The sequence below is a fragment of the Bradyrhizobium cedriense genome, assembly GCF_054602315.1.
This window is the reverse complement of record NZ_JBTSWB010000004.1, coordinates 121,384-142,762: the sequence shown is the minus strand read 5'-3', so window position 1 is coordinate 142,762 and position 21,379 is coordinate 121,384. Positions and strand designations below refer to the sequence as shown.

Below are 21,379 nucleotides of genomic sequence, written 5' to 3'. Positions count from 1 at the left end.
CCTGATGCAGCGGATTACGATCACGATCGAGGACGATCTCCTGGCGGAGATCGATGCTGCAGCCGAGGCGCGTGGTTACCAGAACCGCTCCGAGATCATCCGCGATCTCGCCCGCGCCGGCCTGCAGCAGAGCACGGAAGACACGGCACAGGCCGGCCAATGCGTCGCCGGCCTCGTCTATGTCTACGACCACGCTGCGCGCGACCTCTCAAAGCGACTGGTGCAGGAATTCCACGGCCATCATGACCTTGCGCTGGCGACGCTGCACGTCCATCTCGACGACGACAATTGCATGGAGATGACGGCGCTGCGCGGCGATGCCTCTGAGGTCAGGCATTTCGCAGACCACATCATCGCCGAACGCGGCGTGCGCTACGGCCGCGTGGTGATGATCCCGACTGGGGAAGGGAAGCCGGCAAAGGCGCGGAAGCATGCGCATCGGCATGGCTAGCTGGGCGCTTGCGTGCCCCCGACCGGGACACGGTCGTGCCTGGGGCAGCCGGCCGCCCTTGCCGAAGCCGCATTGGGTGTCTACCTCTCGCGAAGTGTTTACCTGAGAGGATGCCCCATGCTGGATGCCGCCATCAAGGCGCTGTCGCAAATGATCTCGCCGCCGATGCGCTCGATCCTGTGGCGGTCGATCGGCCTTGCGCTGGTGCTGATCACCGTGCTGGCGATCGGCTTTCAGCGGCTGCTCAGCTGGTTTGCGACATCTGGTGAGGTCTGGCTGGAGGGCCTGCTCGGACCGGGCTGGCATTCATCGATCGAAGTCCTGTCGTGGATCGTCTCGATCGCGGCAGGCCTCGGCGTCGTGTTCGGCGGCATCTTCCTGATGCCCGCGATCACCTCGCTGGTGGCGAGCCTGTTCGTCGACGACGTCGCCGACATCGTCGAGCGCGAGCATTATCCGGCCGAGCGGCCGGGCGTGGCGCTGCCCGTGGGCCAGGCGATTCTCGAAGGCGTCAGGACCGCCCTGCTGACGATCGTGGTCTATCTGATCGCGTTGCCGCTGGTGCTTTTCGCCGGCGCCGGCTTCCTGGTCTTCTTCCTCGCCGCGGCCTGGCTGCTCGGCCGCGAATATTTCGAGCTCGCGGCGATGCGCTTCCGTCCGCCGGAGGAAGCCAAGGCGATGCGGCGCGACAACGCCGCCACCATCTTCACCGCCGGGCTCTTCATCGCCGCCTTCGTCTCGATCCCGATCGTCAACCTGGCGACGCCGATCTTCGCCATGGCCTTCATGGTCCACATGCACAAGCGCCTGTCCGGCCCGCGGCCCGAGCTGATCGAGCCGGCGCGGCAGGTGCGGTGACGCCGCTTACGTCCCCGTCACCCCGCATTTGCGCAAGAGCATCCTGGCGAAGCCGAACGGCGCGGGCGTGAATGGGCCCGTCGGCGCGCGGGTGACCAGCGCGACGATTGCGAGCGCGGCTATCGCCAGCCAGAAGCACAGCCAGAAGCCGTCGATATAGGCGAGCACATTGGCCTCGCGCTGGACGATGCCCGCCAGCGTGCCGACCGCGCGCGGCTGCGCCGATCCCGTGCCATGGGCGGCGAAGTGATCGGCGAGCTGCTTCAATCTCTGCACCACATCGGCATCGCCAACCGCAAGGTTCTGGCCGAGATAGAAGGAATGGACCTGCTCGCGCACGCGCAGCCAGGTGCCCATCAGCGCCACGCCGATCTCGGCGCCGCCGAGCCGCATGATCTGGATATAGGCGGCAAAGGAGGTGGCTCGGCTCGGGTCGGAGTTGGACAGCAGCGTGATGATCAGCGGCAGCAGGGTCAGCGACTGCCCGATCGCCTGGAGCAGCACGATGCCGGCGAAATCCTCGCGCGCCCAATCGTGGGTGAGCTGGGTGCCCCAGAGATTGGCCGCGGCGAAGCAGGCAAAGCCCACGACGACCACCGTCCGCGTATCGAAATGCCGCAGCAGCCAGATCGAGACCGGCACGAGCACGAACATCGGCAACGCGCCGTAGGTGAGCAGCAGCAGGCCGCTCTGCTCGGGCCTGAGCAGCGCGATGGTGGCGAGGAAGTTCGGCACCAGCGACGCATTGGACAGGCTCGTCAGCGTGTAGAGCAGGATCAGGACCAGCCCGAAGCCGATGTTGCGCGAGAACAGCACGTTCACATGCGCCCAGGGCTGCCTGACCAGCGATTCGTTGACGAGAAAGGCCAGAAACAGCACCGCGCCCGCTGCGAGCAGTGCCATGACCGTGCCGGAGCCGAGCCAGTCCAGCCGGTTGCCCTGGTCGAGCCCGGCATAGATCATCGACACCGAGGCGCCGAGCAGCAGCATGCCGCCCCAATCGGCCTCGCGGAGCAGCGCGCGGTTCACCGGCTCGTTCGGCGTTCCGAGATAGACCATCAGGCCCATCAAGGGCGCGATCACCACGCCCTGCCAGTACAGCCATTGCCAGCCGAGATGATCGACATAGAAGCCGACCAGCGAGGTCGAGGTATCCAGCGCGAAACCGACGCGGATCGCATAGATCGAGATCGCCGGCAGCCACCAGCGGATCGGCAGATTGCGGAACACGATCATCAGCGTCGCCGGCACGAAGGTGCCGAGCAGGAGGCCATGCACGACGCTGAGCGCGAGCAGCGTCGTGTAGTCGTGCACGAAGGGAATGATGAAGGAGACGGCGGCGTAGACGAGGCTGGGGATGCCGAGGACGCGGCGCAGGCCGAACACCGTGGCAAGCCAGGCCACCGCAGGCGCGATGAAGATCTGCGAGCCGATGCCGGCGGTGGAGAGCCAGGCGCCCTCGTCGAAGCCGAGAGAGAACGCGCCGCGAAGGTCGGGCAGGCCGACCGTGGTCAGCCGGCTGTCGAAATTGGCGAGAAACGAACCGAGCAGCACCGCCGCGACGGCGAACAGGGGCTGCGGCGCGACGCCGCCGCGCGAGAGCGGCTCGCGGCTGGCACTGTCATTTTCCGCCATTCGCAACCGCAGTGTTGATGCTGGTGACCACCGACATGCCCGGCACCAGCCGCGCCAGCAGCGGCTGCTCGTCGTCGAGCTGAATGCGCAGGGGAATGCGCTGCACGACTTTCGTGAAATTGCCCGTCGCGTTGTCGGGCGGCAGCAGCGCCACCTGTGCGCCCGTCGCCGGCGCGATGCGCGCGACCCTGCCGTGCAACCTCTCGCGCGGAAAGCTGTCGACGGTGATCTCGACCGGCTGGCCCGGTGCCACGTGCGTGAGCTGGGTCTCCTTGTAGTTCGCGATCACGTACACCTTGGGCAGCGGCACCACGTTGATGAGATTGGTGCCGATATTGACGTAGTCGCCTGGCTGCACCTGGCGCTCGCCGACGACGCCGTCGAACGGGGCAGTGATCTTCGTGTAACCAAGCTTCAGCTTCGCGCCCGCCAGCGTCGCCTTGGCCGCCGCGACGTCGGCGGCGCGCTGCTTCCTGGTGCCTTGCAGGACTTCGAGTTGGTGCTGCTGGGCCGCGATCACGGCGCGGCTCGCGCGCACGTCGGCCTGCGCCTTGGCGTAGGCGGCCACAGCCTGCTCGAGCCGCTGCCGCGTGCCGGATTCAGTCTGCGACAGGGATTGCTGGCGCTCTTGCTCCTGTCGCGCCTCCACTTCCATGGCTTCCGCGGAAAGGCGGGCGGCCTGGGCCTGGGCGATCGTCGCACATTGCAGCTCGATCTGGTTGGCGAGATTGTCGAGCGCGGCCTGCGCCGCGGCGACCGCGGCTTCGGCCTGCGCGACTTGCGCATCGTAATCGGCGGGATCGATCTGGATCAGGAGATCGCCGGCCTTGACGCGCTGGAAATCGGTGACCCCTACGGTGAGCACCTCACCCGAGACGCGGCTCGACAGCCGCGTCAGCTCGGCGCGCACATAGGCGTCATTGGTGGTCTGGATCACGGCATTACCGACCCATTCGTCGAAGCGCAACGTCGCCAGCGCGACGAAGGCGAGCGCAACGACGACTGCAAACAGCGGGATCGCGAGCCGGCTCCAGAGCGAGGTGGCGGGGCGCTGCGTCGGCTTCGGCGGTGGGGCAGGCGCTGCGGTGGGAGACGACGATGGAACTTGCTCTTGTTGACTCACGACATCACTCCAAAAGCGGCTGTGCTTGAACTCGAATCTCACCGCCGTCATTCCGGGATGGTCCGAAGGACCAGACCCGGAATCTCGAGATTCCGGGTTCGATGCTGCGCATCGCCCCGGAATGACTTTGAATCAGTTACTCACACCGTCTTCTCCGGCCACCGGCAGAGATCGTTGATCAGGCAGACCTCGCAGCGCGGCTTGCGCGCGAGGCAAGTATAGCGGCCGTGCAAAATCAGCCAATGATGGGCATGCAGCATGAACTCGGCCGGGATGACCTTCTCGAGACCGAGCTCGACCTCGAGCGGTGTCTTGCCGGGCGCAAGTCCGGTGCGGTTGCCGACCCGGAAGACATGCGTGTCGACCGCCATGGTGTGTTCGCCGAACGCCATGTTGAGCACGACGTTCGCCGTCTTGCGTCCGGCGCCGGGCAGCGATTCGATTTCGGCACGCGTGCGCGGCACCTCGCCGCCGAATTCGCTGAGCAGCTTTGCCGACAGCGCGATCACGTTCTTCGCCTTGGTGCGATAGAGGCCGATCGTCTTGATGTACTCGCGCAGGCGCTCCTCGCCGAGATCGAGCATCTTCTGCGGCGTGTCGGCGAGCTCGAACAAGGCGCGCGTCGCCTTGTTGACGCCGGCATCGGTCGCCTGCGCCGACAGCACCACGGCAACCAGCAGCGTGAACGGATTGACGTGCTCGAGCTCGCCCTTCGGCTCCGGATTGGCCTTGCGAAAACGGCTGAAGACCTCGCGGATCTCGGCCGGCGTCCAGGGCTTCGTGGCCTTGAGCGATTTCTTCGCAGGCGCTTTCGGTTTGGCCGCGACCGGCTTTGCCTTTTTATTCGGCACCGCCGCTTTGGGCGGGGCCGGCTTGCGGGTGATTTTCGCCATGATCGGGATATACTGAGGGACGATGAGCACAGGCAACGAAATAGAGCGCGAGAGATCTGAAGGCGAGGACGAGCCTCAGATCTTCTCGGCGCTGCTGAGGCCACATCGCTCGCTGAACCGCGCCGGCTTCCTCGCCGTGATGCTGTTCCTCAGCGTCGTCAGCTTCGTCACCGGCCTCGCCTTTTTGATGATGGGCGCCTGGCCGGTGTTCGGCTTTTTCGGGCTCGACGTGCTGGTGATCTGGTGGGCCTTCAAGGTCAATTTCCGCGCGGCGCGGGCCAGCGAGGAGTTCGTGGTGACGCCGTCGGAACTGCGCGTGCGGCGCGTCAGCCATCGTGGCCAGGTGGCCGAATGGACATTCAACCCGCTCTGGGTCCGGCTCGACCAGGAGATCGACGAGGAATACGGCATCGAGCACCTCTATCTGATCTCGCGCGGGCGCCGGCTGCTCATTGCCGGCTTTCTCGGGCCGGAAGAAAAGGCAAGTTTTTACAACGCCTTGGTTGCGGCCATCAACGCCGCACGGCGGGGGCCGACCTACAATCCCGTGACCTGAGCACAGTCGGGAATCGGGTGGTTTCGAGCCAGCCCTTCTCCTACATTTCCGGTCATGATGACCCTCGCGATACATGACCAGCGCCTGGCCAGGCCGGGCACCCAGAACGCCGCGTTGCGCGACTATGATTCGGTGCGCCGGGCGATCGCCTTCATCTCGGCGAACTGGCGCGCGCAGCCGACCATAGAGGCGATGGCGGATGCGGCCGGCGTCACGCCGGATGAGCTGCACCATCTGTTCCGCCGCTGGGCCTCGATCACGCCGAAGGCCTTCATGCAGGCACTCACCCTCGACCACGCCAAGAACCTGCTCAGGGATTCCGCCAGCATTCTTGACGCCGCGCTCGACTCCGGCCTGTCGGGGCCGGGCCGGCTGCACGATCTATTCGTCACGCACGAAGCGATGTCGCCGGGCGAATGGAAGAACGGCGGTGCCGGCCTCACCCTGCGCTACGGCTTCCATCCCTCGCCGTTCGGCACCGCGATCGTGATCGCCACCGATCGCGGCCTGTCGGGGCTCGCCTTCGCCGATCCCGGCGAAGAGAAGATCGCACTTGCCGACATGACGCGGCGCTGGCCGAACGCCGCTTATGTGGAAGATCACGAAGGCACTGCGCCGCTTGCGTCGCGTGTCTTCGACCCGAAGCTGTGGCGACCGGACCAGCCGCTGCGCGTGGTCCTGATCGGCACCGATTTCGAGGTGCGGGTGTGGGAGACGCTGCTGAAGATTCCCATGGGACGCGCGGTGTCCTATTCCGACATCGCCTGCAACATCAACAGTCCGAAGGCCTCACGCGCCGTCGGCGCGGCGGTCGGCAAGAACCCGGTCTCCTTCGTCGTGCCCTGCCACCGCGCACTCGGCAAGAGCGGCACGCTCACCGGCTACCACTGGGGCATCACCCGCAAGCAGGCGATGCTGGGCTGGGAAGCGGGGCAGCTCGGGGTGCAGTGACTCTCTGATGTCGTTCCGGGGCGATGCGAAGCATTGAACTACGGTGCGCAATTGCGCACCTGAGAATCTCGAGATTCCGGGCTCGCCCTTTGGGCGCCTCGGAATGACGGTGTTTATTAAAGCGCGATGAGATGAGGATGAATCGTCGCGCTTTAGGCTATTGTTTGAGCATGATCTTTTCGGAAAACCGCTGCGCACTTTTCCGGATCATGCTTTACCCCGCCAGATCCAGCTTCGAGGCCACGGTCGAATCCGCGTTGAGGCGGTAGATGATGGGCACGCCGGTGGCGAGCTCGCGCTTCAGGATGCCCTCGGGCGAGAGCTTCTCCAGCACCATGATCAGCGCGCGCAGTGAATTGCCGTGGGCGGCAACCAAAGTGCGCTTGCCGTTGAGCACGGCGGGCAGGATTTCCTGCACGTAATAGGGCAGCGCGCGCGCCAGCGTGTCCTTCAGGCTTTCGCCGCCGGGCGGCGGCACGTCGTAGGAGCGGCGCCAGACCAGCACCTGGTCCTCGCCCCACTTCTTGCGCGCGTCATCCTTGTTGAGACCGGAGAGATCACCGTAGTCGCGCTCGTTGAGCGCGAGGTTCTTCGTGGTCGGCAGACCGGTCTGGCCGAGCTCGCCGAGGATGAGATCGAGCGTGTGCTGTGCGCGCGTCAACACCGAGGTGAAGGCGACGTCGAACACGAGACCCTGTGCCTTCAGCTTGCGGCCTGCTTCCTTGGCTTCGTTCACGCCGAGCTCGGTGAGATCGGGGTCCTTCCAGCCCGTGAACAGGTTCTTCAGATTCCATTCGCTCTGGCCGTGGCGCACGAGCACGAGAAGACGTTCGCTCATTGACTGCTTTCCGTTTGGTTCGATCAGAAATCGGCGAGGCCGAGCACGTCGGCCATCGAGTAAAGCCCCGGCGTCTTGCCGTGCGCCCACAGCGCCGCCTTGAGCGCGCCATGGGCGAACAACATGCGGTCCTCCGCCTGATGCGACAGCGTCAGGCGCTCGAACGGGCCGAGGAACGTCACGCTGTGGTCGCCGGCGACGGTGCCGCCGCGCAAGGAGGCAAAACCGATATTGCCCGGCCGGCGGGCGCCGGTGATGCCGTCACGACCACGCTCGGAATGGTCATCGAGGGTTATGCCGCGGCCGGCGGCTGCGGCCTGGCCCAGCATCAGCGCCGTACCCGAGGGCGCATCGACCTTCATGCGGTGATGGGTTTCCACGATCTCGATGTCGAAACTCTGGTCAAGTGCCTTGGCAACGCGCTTGACCACGGCGGCGAGCAGGTTGACGCCCAGGCTCATGTTGCCGGACTGCACCACGACCGCGCGATTGGTGACGCTCTTGATCACGGAGTTGTCGGAGCCCGACAGCCCGGTCGTGCCTATCACGTGCACGATGCCGCGCTCGGCGGCGATCGCGACGTTGGCGATGGTCGCCGCCGGCACGGTGAAGTCGAGAATGCCGTCGGCATCCTTCGACATCGCCCAGAGATCGGCGGACAGCTTGACGCCATTGGCCGACAGGCCTGCGAGCACGCCGGCGTCCTTGCCGAGCAGCTCCGAACCGGGCGCCTCCAGCGCGCCCGCCAGCACCGCGCCCTTGCTCTCGGCAATCGCCCGCACCAGCGCCCGGCCCATCCGGCCGCCGGCTCCCGCAACAATCAAGCGCATGTCGGACATGGTGCGATCCTTTCAATGGCCCTATTACCGGTCGCGGGCCGTTTGGGCAACCGATGGGGAACCAGGGGGATGCGCGGACGAGGGGTTTCAACCATGGCCCGGCAATTGCGGGCTCTCGCAGACCCCAGGAAAACATCGGATCAATTCGGTCGAACCGGAAGTTCCCAGAGCTCTCTCAGCACGACTTGGCCGGCGTGCTCGACAGTGTACTCGGCCTTGTAGGTGCCCGGATCCCAGCCGTTGGCGGGGCGCTTCCGACCGGTGGATAGAAACGCTTGCGCTTTATTGTTATCGACGGGCGCAGTGTTGTTCTCGGCAATCATCCTGCCGGAGGGCCCGCTGACGACAAGTCGCTGAACGTCGCCCGATTTCAAACCGATGATACGCACAAAGGCGACAATTGCCGCCGAGGTCGCCGAAGGCAATTCGGCGTCCGTTCTTCCGTCCTCTATGAATTCCATCGTCACCGGGGTCGTCGCAAACCCCGTGTTCAGAACGACCCGTTCTTGATAGCGAAGCTGCGTCCGCAGTGCGGGATCCCAGAGCATCTCTCCTCCGCCGCAGGACTCCGGGCTCGAGCCATGGGCGAAAGGATCTATGATCGAACCGTTGTGCCGGACGGTGAAGTGGAGGTGAGGATACTCGGTCAAGCCCGATAGACCTACCCGGCCGAGCGGCTGCCCTCGTGTTACGGAGTCGCCGGGCTTCACCCGAAGACTGCCCGTCGCCAAATGACAATATTGCGTTTCCCAATGGTCGTCGTGTTGGACCAGAACGCCATTGCCGCATTCGACATCACGAACAGCCTCGCGCGCGGCTTTTTGAAACGCTCCGTCCGGCAGATTTGCCCGAGTTCGAAGGACGCGTCCGCTTGCGGACGCGAGAACGTCAACGCCAGCCCGTTGCGCCTGCAGCGAGGGGAGCCGAAAGTCAGTTCCGTTGTGCCCATTGTATGTCAGCGTGCCGCACTTGTAGTCCCTGGCCGCCGGCGACGAGTCCCGATCCGTATAATTTTGGATGTAGCAGGTCTTCCCGGGCTCGCAGGCGATCGGCATTCCCAGCTGGATGCCTTCGGCAAGGCCATTTCCGGGCGTTGCGAGCGCAAGGACCACAATCGCGGTCGAAAGAAGGAAGGAGCTCGTTGCGAGCGGACGGGTTGGTGTCATCATGAACGCTTCGAACATCGATTTTTGAGGTCTTCAGGCCTCTCCAAACATAGCATCACCTATCCGATCAACCGAGAGACGGAAGCAAACTGGCGGACCGACTTCTCGCGCAGGCCCGAGCCGAACGGCGATTGCGTGAGATGATGAAGCACAAAGAACTCGGATTGCCGGTTGATTCCCAGTTTGAGCATTATGCGCTTGGTGTAGGTCCTCACTGTGGCTTCGGTTAGCCGCAGTTCAGCACCGATCTTTCGTGGACACTTACCTTGAAGGATCCGAGTGACAATCCGCTCTTCCGCGAAATTCAAGCCGAAAGCCGCGGCAATGCGGTGCGCTCCCGACACCTCATCGAACTGCGGCACGATGACAAGCGCCTTTCCGGTATCGCAAGGCGGCGGCGCAGCTCCAATTCTGGCAAAGGCAAACCGCTCGCGCTCGGTTGAAAGAGGCACGGTTGTATCCAGCCACTCCCGATCGGCGCACGAACTCAATGATTCGCGAATCGCCTCCCTCAAGGCGGCCGTCACCGAACTGTTATGCCCGGCCAACTTGTCTCCATTCGCCTTGAGGAGTTCGCCCTTGGCCATCAGCGCTTGCGCGCTGCCGTTGATTTCGTGAATGCGAAGATCTTCGTCGACGATGAGGGCAGGAAACGCCAAAACCCCAAGCCAAGTCGCCGCATCTTCCTGGCGCTGCTGCAATCGCGCCAGATCGTGGGCGGTCTCCCAGATCGCACGCACCGCGCGCACCAGGCACGGAACCTCAGCACGCGTGAGTCCCGATTGACGCCATCCCGCAACAAAGACGACCGTTACGCCGTCGCAAGCGGCGAACCGTCCTATCACGGAATGACCTTTCAAATCGGGCTCGGGTCCGATCAGCTTTCGCACGAAAGTCGTGCGCAGATGGACCGGTTCGAGCAGCGTACAGCCTGTACTGGCGCCCTTGCGAGCAATTCGCGCCACCATGGCCGTGCATGAAGGATCGATGTTCGCCTGCCCGATCCGCGCCTGTAGCAGTTGTTGGCCGGAAGCTCGACGCATTGCCGCCGCAATATAGCAGCTGCGGCATTCAAGCAGCTCCGCAATCCCTCTCCCAAAATGCTCCATCGCCATCTGGCCGACGCTCTGGTCGGCAGGTCTCGCAAACTGTTCTACCAGACCCTCGGCATCGATCGTCGAGCGCGCGCTCTCCGTTGGGTAGAAACCGACTCCATTCTGCCAATGGGGCAGTACCTTGCCATTCTCGTGCAAGCGCTCCTCCCGCAATAACGATGCCGCCGGCTTTGCGCCAGCAGCCTAACTCTCCCTGAAAGCGCGGTGGATCCGCAGCACCATGGGCTGCAGTAAATACTCCGCAAAGGTTCTTTCTCCCGTCTCGACGAACACCTCGACGGGCATTCCGGGCAATAATGACGAAAGGTAATATGCTGTCTGCGTCGTGGTTCCTAGCTCGAGCTCCGCCATGTAGGAGGCGACGCCCGTCTTCGGGTCATTCAGCGCATCCGCGGCAACTGCGACGACCTTCGCATCCAGCATCGGTATTCGGCGGATGTTCAATGCGAGGACGCGCACGCGCGCCGTCTGTCCGACATAGACCTCTTGCCTATCCGTCGGCTTCAGCGTTGCCTCGATGATAAGCCGATCCTGAAGGGGGACGATTTCCAGAAGAGTTTCCCTGGGCGCAAGCACGGCACTGAGATCCCTGCTGTTGAGGCCGACGACCTTCCCACTTTCAGGTGCACGCAGTTCGGATCGAACAAGCTGATCACGCAACGCGGCAATTCGATGTCGAAGATCACCAATCTCCTGGCTGGTGGCGTGCAGCTGCTTTGCGATGTCCCGCTTCTGGTTCAGCTCCAGCTGTCGACGCCTATCGTCGAGTTCGGCGATCTTTGTTCGTGCCTGCGAGATTGATGCTGCATTGCGGGCGATCTGCCCTTCCGTTTCAGCCTGGCTCCGTTGCAGAGCCAGTAAACGCGGCTTCCGCGCGAGCCCCTTGGCGAGCAGGGAACTCGTATCCGCGATCTCTTCTTTCAGAAGGGCAATTTGCTGCTCTGCCCCCTTCGTGTCGCCCTCCAGGCCGCGAATGGTATCCTCCAGTTGCAGCATCTGCTGATCAATCTGCTTTCGCTCGCCGTCGATCGCCGTCAACCGCGCCGCAAACTCGGCCCGCTGGGTCAGTACGGCAACGCGCGCGGCCGCAGCAGAACTCGTCCGCAGCTCATCCGGAAACCGGATCTCCATTTCGCCAGCCTGTTCGGCGGCCAATCGCGTTTCCATCGCAAGGTCCGCAAACAATTTCGTCTCGAGCGAACCGAGCATCGCCTCGATCTGCGTGGTATCGAGCCGCGCAATCACTTGACCGGCCTGGACACGATCATTCTCTCTGACGAGGATCGACTTGATGATGCCTCCCTCGAGGTGCTGCACGGCTTTGCGCTTTGAATGCACTTTGATGAAGCCGGACGCCACGACAGCGCTGCGGAGCGGCACGGTGGTCGCCCAGACGCCGATGCAGCAGAACTGCAGAATGAGGAGCACACACCCCCACACCACGATGCGCCGCATGTCGGAGCGTGGTTCATTGAATGTTGCCCACCGCTCGTCGGTCACGACATGGCGGGGAATGACGATGTTGCGAGCATGGCCTTGTGACGTCATCGACCCCCTCCTCCGGTCCTGAGCACGCGGGTCTCTCCTTCGCGGTGGCCGTCGGTCGACTTCGAAATCGGTGTGACGTCAGATAGACGCAGGGGCAGAACCTTGCTGGGCGGGCCAAAGGCGAGCTGCATGCCATCTCTCAGCAGCAATACGGCATCCGCGATCGTCAGGAGGCGGGGCCTGTGCGTCACGATGACCAGCGTTGCGCCGCGCGCCTTGACTTGCAGAGCCGCAGAGCAGAGTGCTTCCTCGCCTTCCGGGTCGAGGTTGGCATTTGGTTCGTCCAGCAGCATCAACTTGCGGTCGCCGAAGAACGCTCGCGCAAGGCCGATCCGCTGGCGCTGACCACCAGAGAGCTTGCTGCCGTCGCGACCGATCTCCGTCTGATAGCCAGATTGCAGGGAAAGGATCATGTCATGCGCTTGCGCGAGCATCGCTGCCGCGGTGATGTCTTCGTCGCGCGCGCTTTCGTCGAATCCGGCGATCGCCTCCGCGACGGTGCCGCCCACAAGCTGCACGTCCTGGGGAAGATATCCGACGAACCTGCCGAGCTGATCGGCATCCCAATTATGGAGAGCGGCATGATCCAGCCGGATCGTGCCGCTACTCGGCAGCTCGAGGGCCGCCATCAGCCGCAGCAAGGTCGATTTCCCAGCTCCCGTCGGACCTATGACAACGACAATCTGTGAGGGTCGGCACTCGAAATTTATGCCCGCGAGAATGGGACGTTTGGCTCCAGCGGGTCGGTAAGCCACGCGGTCGACGACCAGCCTGCCGGACGGCATCGGAAGCAATGTCTTCCTCTTTCGCGCCAGCACCGGCGCAGCGGCGGCCTGGACCTGTATCCAGGCCTCCTGCGCGGATGTGAGCGCACGCCAGGCCGAGATCAGGCTTTCCATGGGCAGGAGCGTGCGCGCGATCAGCAGTGAACTCGCGATCAGGCTGCCCGACAGCACTTCATTTTGAAGAACCAGCCAAGCGCCCGCTCCGATCGCGGCAATCTGCAGGATCGTCCTTACCATGCGCGCGGCGGCGCCAATTGCATAGACACGTTCACTGGCTCGAACGACGGGCGACAATGCCTGATCGTTGAGCCGCATGAATTCCCGAACTGCGCCAAGGGTCCACCCCATCGCGCGCACGAGGCTGGCATGCCGAACGATCCCATCCAGAGCCGCCTGCGTCCGCAGGGCGGCACCCGATGCTTCGGCCGTTTCGGTGCGCGCGATCCGCCGGCTGATGATGCCCATCACCAGCAGAATTGCCGTCCCGACCAGGGCGATGGCACCATACCAAACGTGGAGGAAGAACAGGATGAGAATGAAGGCAGGGAGGAAAGGCGCATCGATGAGCGTCGTAACGGTGCCGCTCGACAGGAAGGTCCTCAGCTCGCGGACCTTGACGAGATCGTGCGTCCCTCCATCGCCGCGACTTGCCGCGTCCACGATGGTGCCTTCGAGCACAATTGGAGCGACGCAGCGCTCGAAGCCAACTGCGAACCGACTGAGGAGGCGGCTACGCAGGATATCGAAAGCGGCGCTAAAGACGAGAGCCGCTGCGGCGATCATGGTAAGACCGACGAGCGTTTCAACGCTACCGCTACTGATCACCCGGTCGAACACCTCGATCGAATAGAGTGGGACGACCAGAAGCAGCAGGTTCACCGAGATGCTGAAGGCCACGACCCACACGACTGCGGACCGCCCCGGAATCAATCCGAGCAGCGATCTCTTACCAGGCGCTGGGCCCTCAGGCGGACGCAAATACATGACCGGCAGGCAATGTTATCGACTGACTAGTACAGACTACAGAAATGTACGGCGGGGCGGACCGGTAGCCGCCCCGCCGAACGGGCCTCACACGACTTCAATGACCGTGGACCCCGCGAGCACATTGATGTCGTCGATCGTCGTGAATGGCGTTGCGCCACCGGTGACGCCGTCGAGTTGAATCGTTCCGAAGCCGAAGTCGAGCACAGTGTTCGTGCCATCATCGTCGACTACGATCGAGGTGGGGTCGAAGCCCGGTGCAGCATCGACGTGGATCAGATCACCATCGGTGAGACTGAAATCCGTTATCTGGTCATCACCGAAGTTGGTGGCGGTGTCGTCACCGAAGTTATAGGTATCGGCGCCCGCACCACCCGTCAGCACGTCGTCTCCCGTGCCGCCGTCGAGGACGTCGTTGCCGTTACCGCCATCCAGCTCGTCATCGCCTGCGCCGCCGGCGAGCGTATCGTTGCCATTTCCGCCCGCGAGCGTGTCGGCGCCGTCTCCGCCGTTCAGCGTATCGTCGTTGTCGCCGCCGGCAAGAGTATCATCGTCGGCATCGCCGTTCAGCGTATCATTGCCGGTGCCGCCACTGAGGTCGTCCGCGCCGTCACCGCCATTCATGGTGTCGTCTCCGGCGCCGCCCGACATGGTGTCGTCTCCGGCGTCGCCGAACATCGTATCGGTACCGGCGCCGCCATCCATGAGGTCGGCTCCGGCGTTTCCATTCATGGTGTCGTTGCCGTCGTCGCCGTTCAGCGTGTCATTGCCGGCGCCGCCATTCAGGACGTCATCGTCGGCACCGCCGTTCAGCGTGTCGTTTCCGAGACCGCCGTTCAGCGTGTCATTGCCCTCGTCGCCATTGATGACATCGTCGCCGAGGCCTCCGTTCAGCGTGTCGTCGCCGAGGCCGCCGTGCAGCGTGTCACTGCCGGCATCGCCACTCAGCGTATCATTGCCTGCGTCTCCCCAAAGGGTGTCGGCTCCGGCGCCGCCGTAGACGGCGTCATCGTCATCTCCACCGTGGATGGAGTCGGCGCCTGCGTCACCATAGAGCTGATCGCTTCCCAGGCCGCCGTCGATCGTGTCATTGCCGGCGTTGCCGTGGATCGTATCGAGGCCGGCATTACCCGAAAGATTGTCGTCTCCCGCACCACCGCTGATGGTGTCGTCGCCATCGCCACCGGCGATCGTATCGACACCGGCATTGCCATTCAGCGTATCGTCGCCGGCGCCGCCATCGATGTTGTCGTCGCCCGCGCCTCCGTTCACGAGGTCGGCGCCGTCCAACCCGGTGATCGTATCGTTGCCTGCCAACCCGTTGATCTGGTCGTCAGCTGCCGTTCCAGGAATGATATCGTCGCCTGCCGTTCCGTTGATGAGTGCCATGACTTCCGCTCCTTGATTCAAGGTTGTCGTGATGCGGGTAGGCTTGCCTCCGGTCAGGGACGTCTGCGTTGCTTGAGCTGACTTCTCATCGTCCCTGTTGTACAGTTCGAGCAAAGCAACCTTGAATGAGAATTGGGCAGCGTCGCAATCCCCATTTGGGGACAAAAGAATCCTTGGAATGAGGCTGAGTGAGCAGCGCTGCGGGAGCAGGTGGAGTGGCGAAAATCCCCTTCAGAAGAAGGACTGGAACCGCTCCACTGCGTCCGGCGGGCAGGTACCTGGGCGCCGATCTCGCCACAATTCGGCGAGCCGGCGGCTCAGGCGAAGGGCGCGCTGATTGGCGCCCTCGTTCACGTGAAGAACGACGGTACGCGCCGCCTTCTATGACGGCTGTGGACCGTCATAGCCTTCGATGATGATGAGGTCGGCGATCGAGTGCGGCTGGCGCACCTTGATGTTGGCTTGGTACTCCGGCGAGTTGTAGCAGGCGAGCGCGGTTTCGTAGTCGGGGAATTCGATCACGACGTTGCGGTTGCGGCTGGCACCTTCGACGGTGGTGAACTTGCCGGCGCGGACGACGAAACGGCCGCCCCATTTCTTGAAGATCGGACCGTTGGCGACCGCGTAGGGCTTGTAGCCCTCGTCATTGCTCACGTCGACACGCCCGATCCAGTAACCCTTTGCCATCGTCGTTCTCCCTTTCTGAATTAGCCGAGCGCTTGCGCGATCTCGGTCTGGATTGCGTCGGCCGCCGCCTTGGGGTCGACGGCCTCGAGGATCGGCCGTCCGACGACGAGATAGTCGGCGCCTGCAGCGATCGCGCGGCCCGGCGTCATGACGCGCTTCTGGTCGCCGGTCGGTGCGCCCGCCGGACGGATACCAGGCGTCACGAGGTTCATCTGATGTCCGACGATCTTGCGCAAGGCACCCACCTCTTCCGGCGAGCAGACGAGTCCATCGATGCCGAGCACCTGCGCCTGCTGCGCGCGCGCTTCGACCAGCTCGGAGACGCCGAGCCGATATCCGGCCGCGTGCAGATCGTCGTCATTGTAGGAGGTCAGCACCGTGACCGCGAGAATCTTCAAGCTCGATCCGCCTCGGCCTTCGACCGCCGCCTTCATGGTCTGCGGATAAGCGTGGACGGTGACGAAAGTCGCCCCCAGCTTGGCGACACTCTCGACACCGCGCATCACGGTGTTGCCGATGTCGTGCATCTTGAGATCGGCGAACACCTTCTTGCCCTTGCCGGCGAGCTTGCCGATCAACGGCAGGCCGCCGGCATAGGCGAGCTGATAGCCGATCTTGTAGAACGTGACGCTGTCGCCGAGCCTTGCGACCATCGCCTCGGCAGCCTCCGGGCTCGACACGTCGAGCGGAACGATCAGGCGGTCCTTGGGGGCGATCTCGGCTGGCGTCATGTCACCTCACATCATGCGTTGGGAAACGTCGATCAACTGCGCTACCAGCTCCTTCAACGCGGCGATATCGCCCTCGTTCTTCAGCCTGTCCATATCGTCATAGGCCTGGTCGGCAAAGGCGAGCGTGAGCTGGCTGGCAATCACATTGGCGTGGCAGGAGGAGAGGATCAGCCGCAAGGCCTGGAGCGCGCGGGCCGCGCCGAGCCGGCTCTGCGAGGCGCCCGCGAGCGCGAACACGCGGTTGCGGAACACCTCGCCGCGCGCTTCGTGCAACTCGTGCACGCGGCTGACCCAGTCGATCGCGTTCTTGAGAAGCGGTGGCACCGAGGCGTTGTATTCGGGCGAGACGATGAGGATGCCGTGATGGGCGCCGATCATGCGCTTGAGATTGATGGCGTGCTTGGGCACGCCGGATTTGGCCTGGAGATCGCCGTCGTAGATCGGCATCGGAAAATCCGCCAGCGAGATGCGGGTGACGTCGACGCCGGCCTGGGCGAATTCATACGCGGCGAGCGCTGCAAGCTTCGCATTGTGCGAGCCGGTGCGCAGCGAGCCGGGAATGATCAGGATTTTGGGAGCAGACATCCAATCCCATGCGTTCGGCGAAACGAGCCCGCCGCGCAAAAGCAGGAGCCGGCGGAATTAATCCTTGCGATACACCCAGACGCGGGCCGGCGGAAGGTTCATCCAGATCCGTTCCGAAGCCTCTGTGGACACGCCGGGAAGCGATTTCGGGATCGGCGGCACCACCGCATAGGTGAACTGGATGAAGGGCGCGCCGGGCGCGAGCGCGGCGAAGGCGTCACGGATGAGCCGCAGCCGCGTCAGCATCGGTTTTGTGACCAGCGGCAGGCCCGAGACGACGGCGCTGGCCGGTGCGCTCAGGACGTTCCAGAGCGTATCGCGGAGACGATAGGCATCGCCCTGCACCACCTTGGCTTGTGGGTAGCGGTCGCGCAGCAGCGCGCAGAAGCCGGGATTGTATTCGACGAGGACGAGGCGCTTCTGGTCGACGCCGCGCTCGATCAGGGCCGAGGTGATCGCACCGGTGCCGGGCCCGAGCTCGACCACGGGGGCGTCCGAATCGACATCGACATAGTGAGCCATGGTCCGGGCCAGGAGCTTGCCCGACGGCATGACCGCGCCCATGTGCAGTGGCTTTTCGATCCACGACCTGAGAAAGCGTACCTCGTCATCGAGACGAGGCTTCTTCAACGCACGCGCGGACGATGGCAATGGCATGTCGGGACCGGACGGGACCGCGGGACCGCGGCGTGTCAGAAAATGGTCATAAAGACGTATAGGCCGAAGGCGATACGGTCAAGACGAGTCAATTCGCCCGATTGCCGAAGAAATCCTTGACCTTGGCGAAGAAGCCCTCCGATTCCGGCTGAGTGTTGCCGGAGGAGAGCTTGTCGAACTCGGCCAGCAATTCCTGCTGCTTCTTGGTTAGGTTCTGCGGGGTCTCGACCACGACCTGGACGTACATGTCGCCCATCTGGCGCGAGCGCAGCACCGGCATGCCTTTTGATGCAATGCGAAAACGGCGACCGGACTGGGTTCCGGGCGGCACCTTCACCTTGGCCTTGCTCTTCTCGATCGTCGGCACCTCGAATTCGCCGCCGAGCGCTGCCGTCACCATCGAGATCGGCACGCGGCAATGCAGATCGGCGCCGTCGCGCTGGAAGAACTGGTGCTGGGCCAGCGAAAGGAAGATGTAGAGGTCGCCGGGCGGACCGCCGCGGACCCCGGCCTCACCCTCGCCGGCGAGCCTGATCCGTGTGCCATCCTCGACGCCTTGCGGAATATTGACCGAGAGGGTCCGCTCGCGTGTGACGCGCCCCTGACCCGAGCAGGACGGGCAGGCATCCTCGATCATCTGACCGCGACCCTGGCAGCCGGGACAGGTCCGCTCGAGCGTGAAGAAGCCCTGCGACTGCCGCACGCGGCCGGCGCCGCCGCAGGTCGAGCAGGTCTTCGGCTTGGTGCCGGCCTTGGCGCCAATGCCCGAACAGGCCTCGCAAGTGACCGAGACCGGTATCTCGATCTGCGCGGTCTTGCCGCCAAAGGCTTCCTCGAGGGTGATTTCCATGTTGTAGCGCAGGTCGGCCCCACGCTCGCGGCCACCGCGGCCGCGCTGTCCAGCCATGCCGAACAAGTCTTCGAAGATGTCGGAGAAGGAGGAGGCGAAGCCCGCGCCGAAACCGGCGCCCCCGCCGCCGAAGCCGCCGCCCTGCTCGAATGCGGCGTGGCCGTAGCGGTCGTAGGCAGCGCGCTTGTCCTTGTCCTTCAGGACCTCGTAGGCCTCGTTGATTTCCTTGAACTTGACTTCGCTGGTCTCATCCCCGGGATTGCGGTCGGGGTGGAATTTCATCGCCAGCTTGCGGAACGACGATTTCAGCTTGGACTCGTCGGCGTCGCGTTCGACTTCCAGGGTTTCGTAATAGCAGCGCTTGGTGGACGTGGACATGATGAGCTCGGTCTATCCAATCGCGATTCAAGTTGGGGCGAAACAACGCTGCCACGCAACGACATGAGCGCCCTTCCGCCTTGCGGCAGGGAGCGGCCTGGCAGCGCTGAGAATAACGGCTGGAAATTGATCGATCGTAGCGGAAGCGTACCCCCGCGATCTCGACACGACGGCCTCCCCCGCGAAGGAGGAGGCCGAAGAAGCGTGTGGGGTCCAGGCCGTCCGCATCATCACCCTCTCGGGGTTCAGGCGGACTTCTTGTTGTTCTTGTCGTCGTCGACTTCGGTGAATTCCGCGTCGACGACGTCGTCCTTGGCCGCATCCTTCTTGGCGTCGGCCTCGGCCTGCTGCTTGTACATGGCCTCGCCGAGCTTCATCGAAGCCTGCGCCAGCGTCTGGGTCTTGGCCTTGATCGCCTCGGCATCGTCGCCCTTCAGCGCTTCCTTGAGGTCGCTGACGGCATCCTCGATGGCGCGTCGCTCGCTCTCGGCGACCTTCGAACCGTGCTCGGCAAGCGCCTTCTCGGTCGAATGCACCAGGCCGTCGGCCTCGTTCTTGGCGGTCACGGCCTCGCGGCGCTTCTTGTCCGCCTCGGCATTGGCCTCGGCGTCCTTGACCATCTTCTCGATGTCGGCTTCCGACAGACCACCCGAGGCCTGGATGCGGATCTGCTGCTCCTTGCCCGTGGCCTTGTCCTTGGCCGAGACGTTGACGATACCGTTGGCGTCGATGTCGAAGGTCACCTCGATCTGCGGCATGCCACGCGGAGCCGGCGGGATGCCCATCAGGTCGAACTGGCCGAGCATCTTGTTGTCGGCCGCCATTTCACGCTCGCCCTGGAAGACGCGGATGGTGACGGCATTCTGATTGTCTTCGGCCGTCGAGAACACCTGGCTCTTCTTGGTCGGGATCGTGGTGTTGCGGTCGATGATGCGGGTGAACACGCCTCCCAGCGTCTCGATGCCCAGCGACAGCGGGGTCACGTCGAGCAGCAGCACGTCCTTGACGTCACCCTGGAGCACGCCGGCCTGGATCGCGGCGCCGATCGCCACGACTTCGTCCGGGTTGACGCCCTTGTGCGGCTCCTTGCCGAACAACTGCTTCACAACCTCCTGGACCTTCGGCATGCGCGACATGCCGCCGACTAGAACGACTTCGCCAATCTCACCGGCGGTGACGCCGGCATCCTTCAGCGCCTTGCGGCAGGGCTCGACGGTCTTCTGGATGAGGTCGTCGACCAGCGCCTCGAACTTGGCGCGGGTGAGCTTCATCGTCAGATGCTTCGGACCGGTCTGGTCCGCGGTGATGAAGGGCAGGTTGATCTCGGTCTGCGTCGTCGAGGACAGTTCGATCTTGGCCTTTTCGGCGGCTTCCTTCAGGCGCTGCAACGCGAGCTTGTCGTTGCGCAGGTTGATGCCCTGCTCCTTCTGGAACTCATCGGCCAGATAGCCCACGAGGCGCATGTCGAAATCTTCGCCGCCGAGGAAGGTGTCGCCGTTGGTCGACTTCACCTCGAACACGCCGTCGCCGATCTCGAGAATGGAGATATCGAAGGTGCCGCCGCCGAGGTCGTACACGGCGATCGTGCCGGTCTTGGTCTTGTCGAGGCCATAGGCCAGCGCGGCCGCGGTCGGCTCGTTGATGATGCGCAGCACTTCGAGGCCCGCGATCTTGCCGGCGTCCTTGGTCGCCTGGCGCTGGGCGTCGTTGAAGTAGGCGGGAACGGTGATGACGGCCTGATCGACCTTCTGGCCGAGATGGGCTTCCGCGGTCTCCTTCATCTTCTGCAAGATGAACGCCGAGACCTGCGAGGGCGAGTAGGTCTGGCCGTCGGCCTCGACCCAGGCGTCGCCGTTGGAAGCCTTCACGATCTTGTACGGGACGAGCTTCTTGTCCTTCTCGACCATCGGGTCGTCGTAGCGGCGGCCGATGAGGCGCTTCACTGCGAAGAAGGTGCGCTCGGGATTGGTAACGGCCTGACGCTTGGCCGGCTGGCCGACGAGGCGCTCGCCGTCATCCGTCACGGCGACGATCGAAGGCGTCGTGCGCATGCCTTCGGAATTCTCGATGACTTTGGCGTTCTTGCCATCCATCACGGCGACGCACGAATTCGTGGTGCCGAGGTCGATCCCAATGACCTTTCCCATGGTCCTGATACCCTTCTTTTTGCGGCAGGTTGGCTGGGCCCAGAAGGCACCCGAACCGAAACCCCCTAAGATCAAACATCCGCGATATTGCGATGATTGAGGCTCATATAGGAGGGGGGGAGGGGCCCGCAAGGACCGAAGCTACGTTTCTGCCGCGAAAACATTGGGTTTTGGAAGATGATGTCCGGCCTCCACCGCCCTTGCGGGTGAGGA

20 protein-coding genes are annotated in these 21,379 nt (G+C 63.8%); 4 read left to right on the top strand and 16 right to left on the bottom strand.

From position 1 onward, the window contains the following. Positions 1-4 precede the first annotated feature (4 nt). Together nikR and ACYCVF_RS17370 are read left to right on the top strand one after the other, a co-directional pair. The gene (nikR, locus tag ACYCVF_RS17375) at positions 5-451 is read left to right on the top strand and encodes a nickel-responsive transcriptional regulator NikR (protein ID WP_459598277.1); all 447 of its coding nucleotides are present in this window, start codon (positions 5-7) and stop codon (positions 449-451) included. Between the two features lie 117 nt (positions 452-568). Continuing rightward, positions 569-1,309 (top strand): sulfate transporter family protein, encoded by a 741-nt coding sequence (locus ACYCVF_RS17370; protein ID WP_459598275.1) that lies wholly within the window; start codon positions 569-571, stop codon positions 1,307-1,309. Positions 1,310-1,315: 6 nt separating this feature from the next. On the opposite strand, the gene ACYCVF_RS17365 is transcribed toward ACYCVF_RS17370, so the two are convergent. From ACYCVF_RS17365 to nth, 3 genes are all read right to left on the bottom strand, one after another. Continuing rightward, positions 1,316-2,944 (bottom strand): MFS transporter, encoded by a 1,629-nt coding sequence (locus ACYCVF_RS17365; protein WP_459598273.1) that lies wholly within the window; start codon positions 2,942-2,944, stop codon positions 1,316-1,318. Next, on the bottom strand, positions 2,931-4,067 hold the full coding sequence (locus ACYCVF_RS17360) for an HlyD family secretion protein (RefSeq protein ID WP_459598271.1): 1,137 nt from the start codon (positions 4,065-4,067) through the stop codon (positions 2,931-2,933). Before ACYCVF_RS17360 ends, ACYCVF_RS17365 begins: the two co-directional genes overlap by 14 nt. A gap of 140 nt (positions 4,068-4,207) precedes the next feature. Then, entirely contained in the window at positions 4,208-4,960 is a 753-nt protein-coding gene (gene nth, locus ACYCVF_RS17355) for an endonuclease III (RefSeq protein ID WP_459598269.1), read from the bottom strand. Between the two features lie 22 nt (positions 4,961-4,982). Between nth and ACYCVF_RS17350 the strand changes: the two genes are divergently transcribed. Both ACYCVF_RS17350 and ACYCVF_RS17345 read left to right on the top strand, forming a co-directional pair. Beyond that, positions 4,983-5,516: a DUF2244 domain-containing protein gene (locus ACYCVF_RS17350; RefSeq protein WP_459598267.1), complete on the top strand. Its 534-nt coding sequence runs from the start codon at positions 4,983-4,985 to the stop codon at positions 5,514-5,516. Between the two features lie 54 nt (positions 5,517-5,570). Then, on the top strand, positions 5,571-6,467 hold the full coding sequence (locus ACYCVF_RS17345) for a methylated-DNA--[protein]-cysteine S-methyltransferase (RefSeq protein WP_459598265.1): 897 nt from the start codon (positions 5,571-5,573) through the stop codon (positions 6,465-6,467). Positions 6,468-6,681: 214 nt separating this feature from the next. On the opposite strand, the gene ACYCVF_RS17340 is transcribed toward ACYCVF_RS17345, so the two are convergent. The 13 genes from ACYCVF_RS17340 to dnaK form a co-directional block, all read right to left on the bottom strand. Continuing rightward, positions 6,682-7,305 (bottom strand): 2,3-bisphosphoglycerate-dependent phosphoglycerate mutase, encoded by a 624-nt coding sequence (locus ACYCVF_RS17340; protein WP_459598263.1) that lies wholly within the window; start codon positions 7,303-7,305, stop codon positions 6,682-6,684. Between the two features lie 23 nt (positions 7,306-7,328). Further along, entirely contained in the window at positions 7,329-8,144 is an 816-nt protein-coding gene (gene dapB, locus ACYCVF_RS17335; RefSeq protein ID WP_459598261.1) for a 4-hydroxy-tetrahydrodipicolinate reductase, read from the bottom strand. 140 nt (positions 8,145-8,284) lie between these two features. Beyond that, a complete protein-coding gene (locus ACYCVF_RS17330) occupies positions 8,285-9,328 on the bottom strand; it encodes a M23 family metallopeptidase (RefSeq protein ID WP_459606566.1) in 1,044 nt (347 codons plus the stop codon). A gap of 41 nt (positions 9,329-9,369) precedes the next feature. Beyond that, on the bottom strand, positions 9,370-10,563 hold the full coding sequence (locus ACYCVF_RS17325) for a helix-turn-helix transcriptional regulator (protein WP_459598257.1): 1,194 nt from the start codon (positions 10,561-10,563) through the stop codon (positions 9,370-9,372). Between the two features lie 45 nt (positions 10,564-10,608). Beyond that, positions 10,609-11,973, bottom strand: coding sequence for an HlyD family type I secretion periplasmic adaptor subunit (locus tag ACYCVF_RS17320; protein ID WP_459598255.1), 1,365 nt, complete (start codon positions 11,971-11,973; stop codon positions 10,609-10,611). Continuing rightward, on the bottom strand, positions 11,970-13,655 hold the full coding sequence (locus ACYCVF_RS17315) for a type I secretion system permease/ATPase (RefSeq protein ID WP_459598253.1): 1,686 nt from the start codon (positions 13,653-13,655) through the stop codon (positions 11,970-11,972). Before ACYCVF_RS17315 ends, ACYCVF_RS17320 begins: the two co-directional genes overlap by 4 nt. A gap of 174 nt (positions 13,656-13,829) precedes the next feature. Further along, positions 13,830-15,131 carry a calcium-binding protein gene (locus ACYCVF_RS17310; protein WP_459598251.1) on the bottom strand — a complete coding sequence of 434 codons (1,302 nt, stop codon included), beginning with the start codon at positions 15,129-15,131 and terminating at the stop codon, positions 13,830-13,832. Positions 15,132-15,512: 381 nt separating this feature from the next. Then, positions 15,513-15,818, bottom strand: coding sequence for a DUF1330 domain-containing protein (locus tag ACYCVF_RS17305; RefSeq protein ID WP_061023583.1), 306 nt, complete (start codon positions 15,816-15,818; stop codon positions 15,513-15,515). A 20-nt stretch (positions 15,819-15,838) separates the two neighbouring features. Continuing rightward, a complete protein-coding gene (pyrF, locus tag ACYCVF_RS17300; protein WP_459598248.1) occupies positions 15,839-16,549 on the bottom strand; it encodes an orotidine-5'-phosphate decarboxylase in 711 nt (236 codons plus the stop codon). Positions 16,550-16,555: 6 nt separating this feature from the next. After that, the gene (locus ACYCVF_RS17295; RefSeq protein WP_459598246.1) at positions 16,556-17,134 is read right to left on the bottom strand and encodes an NADPH-dependent FMN reductase; all 579 of its coding nucleotides are present in this window, start codon (positions 17,132-17,134) and stop codon (positions 16,556-16,558) included. A 57-nt stretch (positions 17,135-17,191) separates the two neighbouring features. After that, a complete protein-coding gene (locus tag ACYCVF_RS17290; RefSeq protein WP_459598244.1) occupies positions 17,192-17,791 on the bottom strand; it encodes a class I SAM-dependent methyltransferase in 600 nt (199 codons plus the stop codon). A gap of 88 nt (positions 17,792-17,879) precedes the next feature. Continuing rightward, positions 17,880-19,019: a molecular chaperone DnaJ gene (gene dnaJ, locus ACYCVF_RS17285; protein ID WP_061023591.1), complete on the bottom strand. Its 1,140-nt coding sequence runs from the start codon at positions 19,017-19,019 to the stop codon at positions 17,880-17,882. A 245-nt stretch (positions 19,020-19,264) separates the two neighbouring features. Then, entirely contained in the window at positions 19,265-21,166 is a 1,902-nt protein-coding gene (gene dnaK, locus ACYCVF_RS17280) for a molecular chaperone DnaK (protein ID WP_459598242.1), read from the bottom strand. Positions 21,167-21,379: the final 213 nt, after the last annotated feature.

Coding starts and splice junctions, on each gene's coding strand:
- ACYCVF_RS17330 (WP_459606566.1), bottom strand. CDS start 9,328: ATGTTCGAAGCGTTCATGATGACACCAACCCGTCCGCTCGCAACGAGC.
- dapB (WP_459598261.1), bottom strand. CDS start 8,144: ATGTCCGACATGCGCTTGATTGTTGCGGGAGCCGGCGGCCGGATGGGC.
- pyrF (WP_459598248.1), bottom strand. CDS start 16,549: ATGACGCCAGCCGAGATCGCCCCCAAGGACCGCCTGATCGTTCCGCTC.
- ACYCVF_RS17370 (WP_459598275.1), top strand. CDS start 569: ATGCTGGATGCCGCCATCAAGGCGCTGTCGCAAATGATCTCGCCGCCG.
- nikR (WP_459598277.1), top strand. CDS start 5: ATGCAGCGGATTACGATCACGATCGAGGACGATCTCCTGGCGGAGATC.
- ACYCVF_RS17350 (WP_459598267.1), top strand. CDS start 4,983: ATGAGCACAGGCAACGAAATAGAGCGCGAGAGATCTGAAGGCGAGGAC.
- dnaJ (WP_061023591.1), bottom strand. CDS start 19,019: ATGTCCACGTCCACCAAGCGCTGCTATTACGAAACCCTGGAAGTCGAA.
- dnaK (WP_459598242.1), bottom strand. CDS start 21,166: ATGGGAAAGGTCATTGGGATCGACCTCGGCACCACGAATTCGTGCGTC.
- ACYCVF_RS17340 (WP_459598263.1), bottom strand. CDS start 7,305: ATGAGCGAACGTCTTCTCGTGCTCGTGCGCCACGGCCAGAGCGAATGG.
- ACYCVF_RS17345 (WP_459598265.1), top strand. CDS start 5,571: ATGATGACCCTCGCGATACATGACCAGCGCCTGGCCAGGCCGGGCACC.
- ACYCVF_RS17295 (WP_459598246.1), bottom strand. CDS start 17,134: ATGTCTGCTCCCAAAATCCTGATCATTCCCGGCTCGCTGCGCACCGGC.
- ACYCVF_RS17365 (WP_459598273.1), bottom strand. CDS start 2,944: ATGGCGGAAAATGACAGTGCCAGCCGCGAGCCGCTCTCGCGCGGCGGC.
- ACYCVF_RS17290 (WP_459598244.1), bottom strand. CDS start 17,791: ATGCCATTGCCATCGTCCGCGCGTGCGTTGAAGAAGCCTCGTCTCGAT.
- ACYCVF_RS17320 (WP_459598255.1), bottom strand. CDS start 11,973: ATGACGTCACAAGGCCATGCTCGCAACATCGTCATTCCCCGCCATGTC.
- ACYCVF_RS17305 (WP_061023583.1), bottom strand. CDS start 15,818: ATGGCAAAGGGTTACTGGATCGGGCGTGTCGACGTGAGCAATGACGAG.
- ACYCVF_RS17310 (WP_459598251.1), bottom strand. CDS start 15,131: ATGGCACTCATCAACGGAACGGCAGGCGACGATATCATTCCTGGAACG.
- nth (WP_459598269.1), bottom strand. CDS start 4,960: ATGGCGAAAATCACCCGCAAGCCGGCCCCGCCCAAAGCGGCGGTGCCG.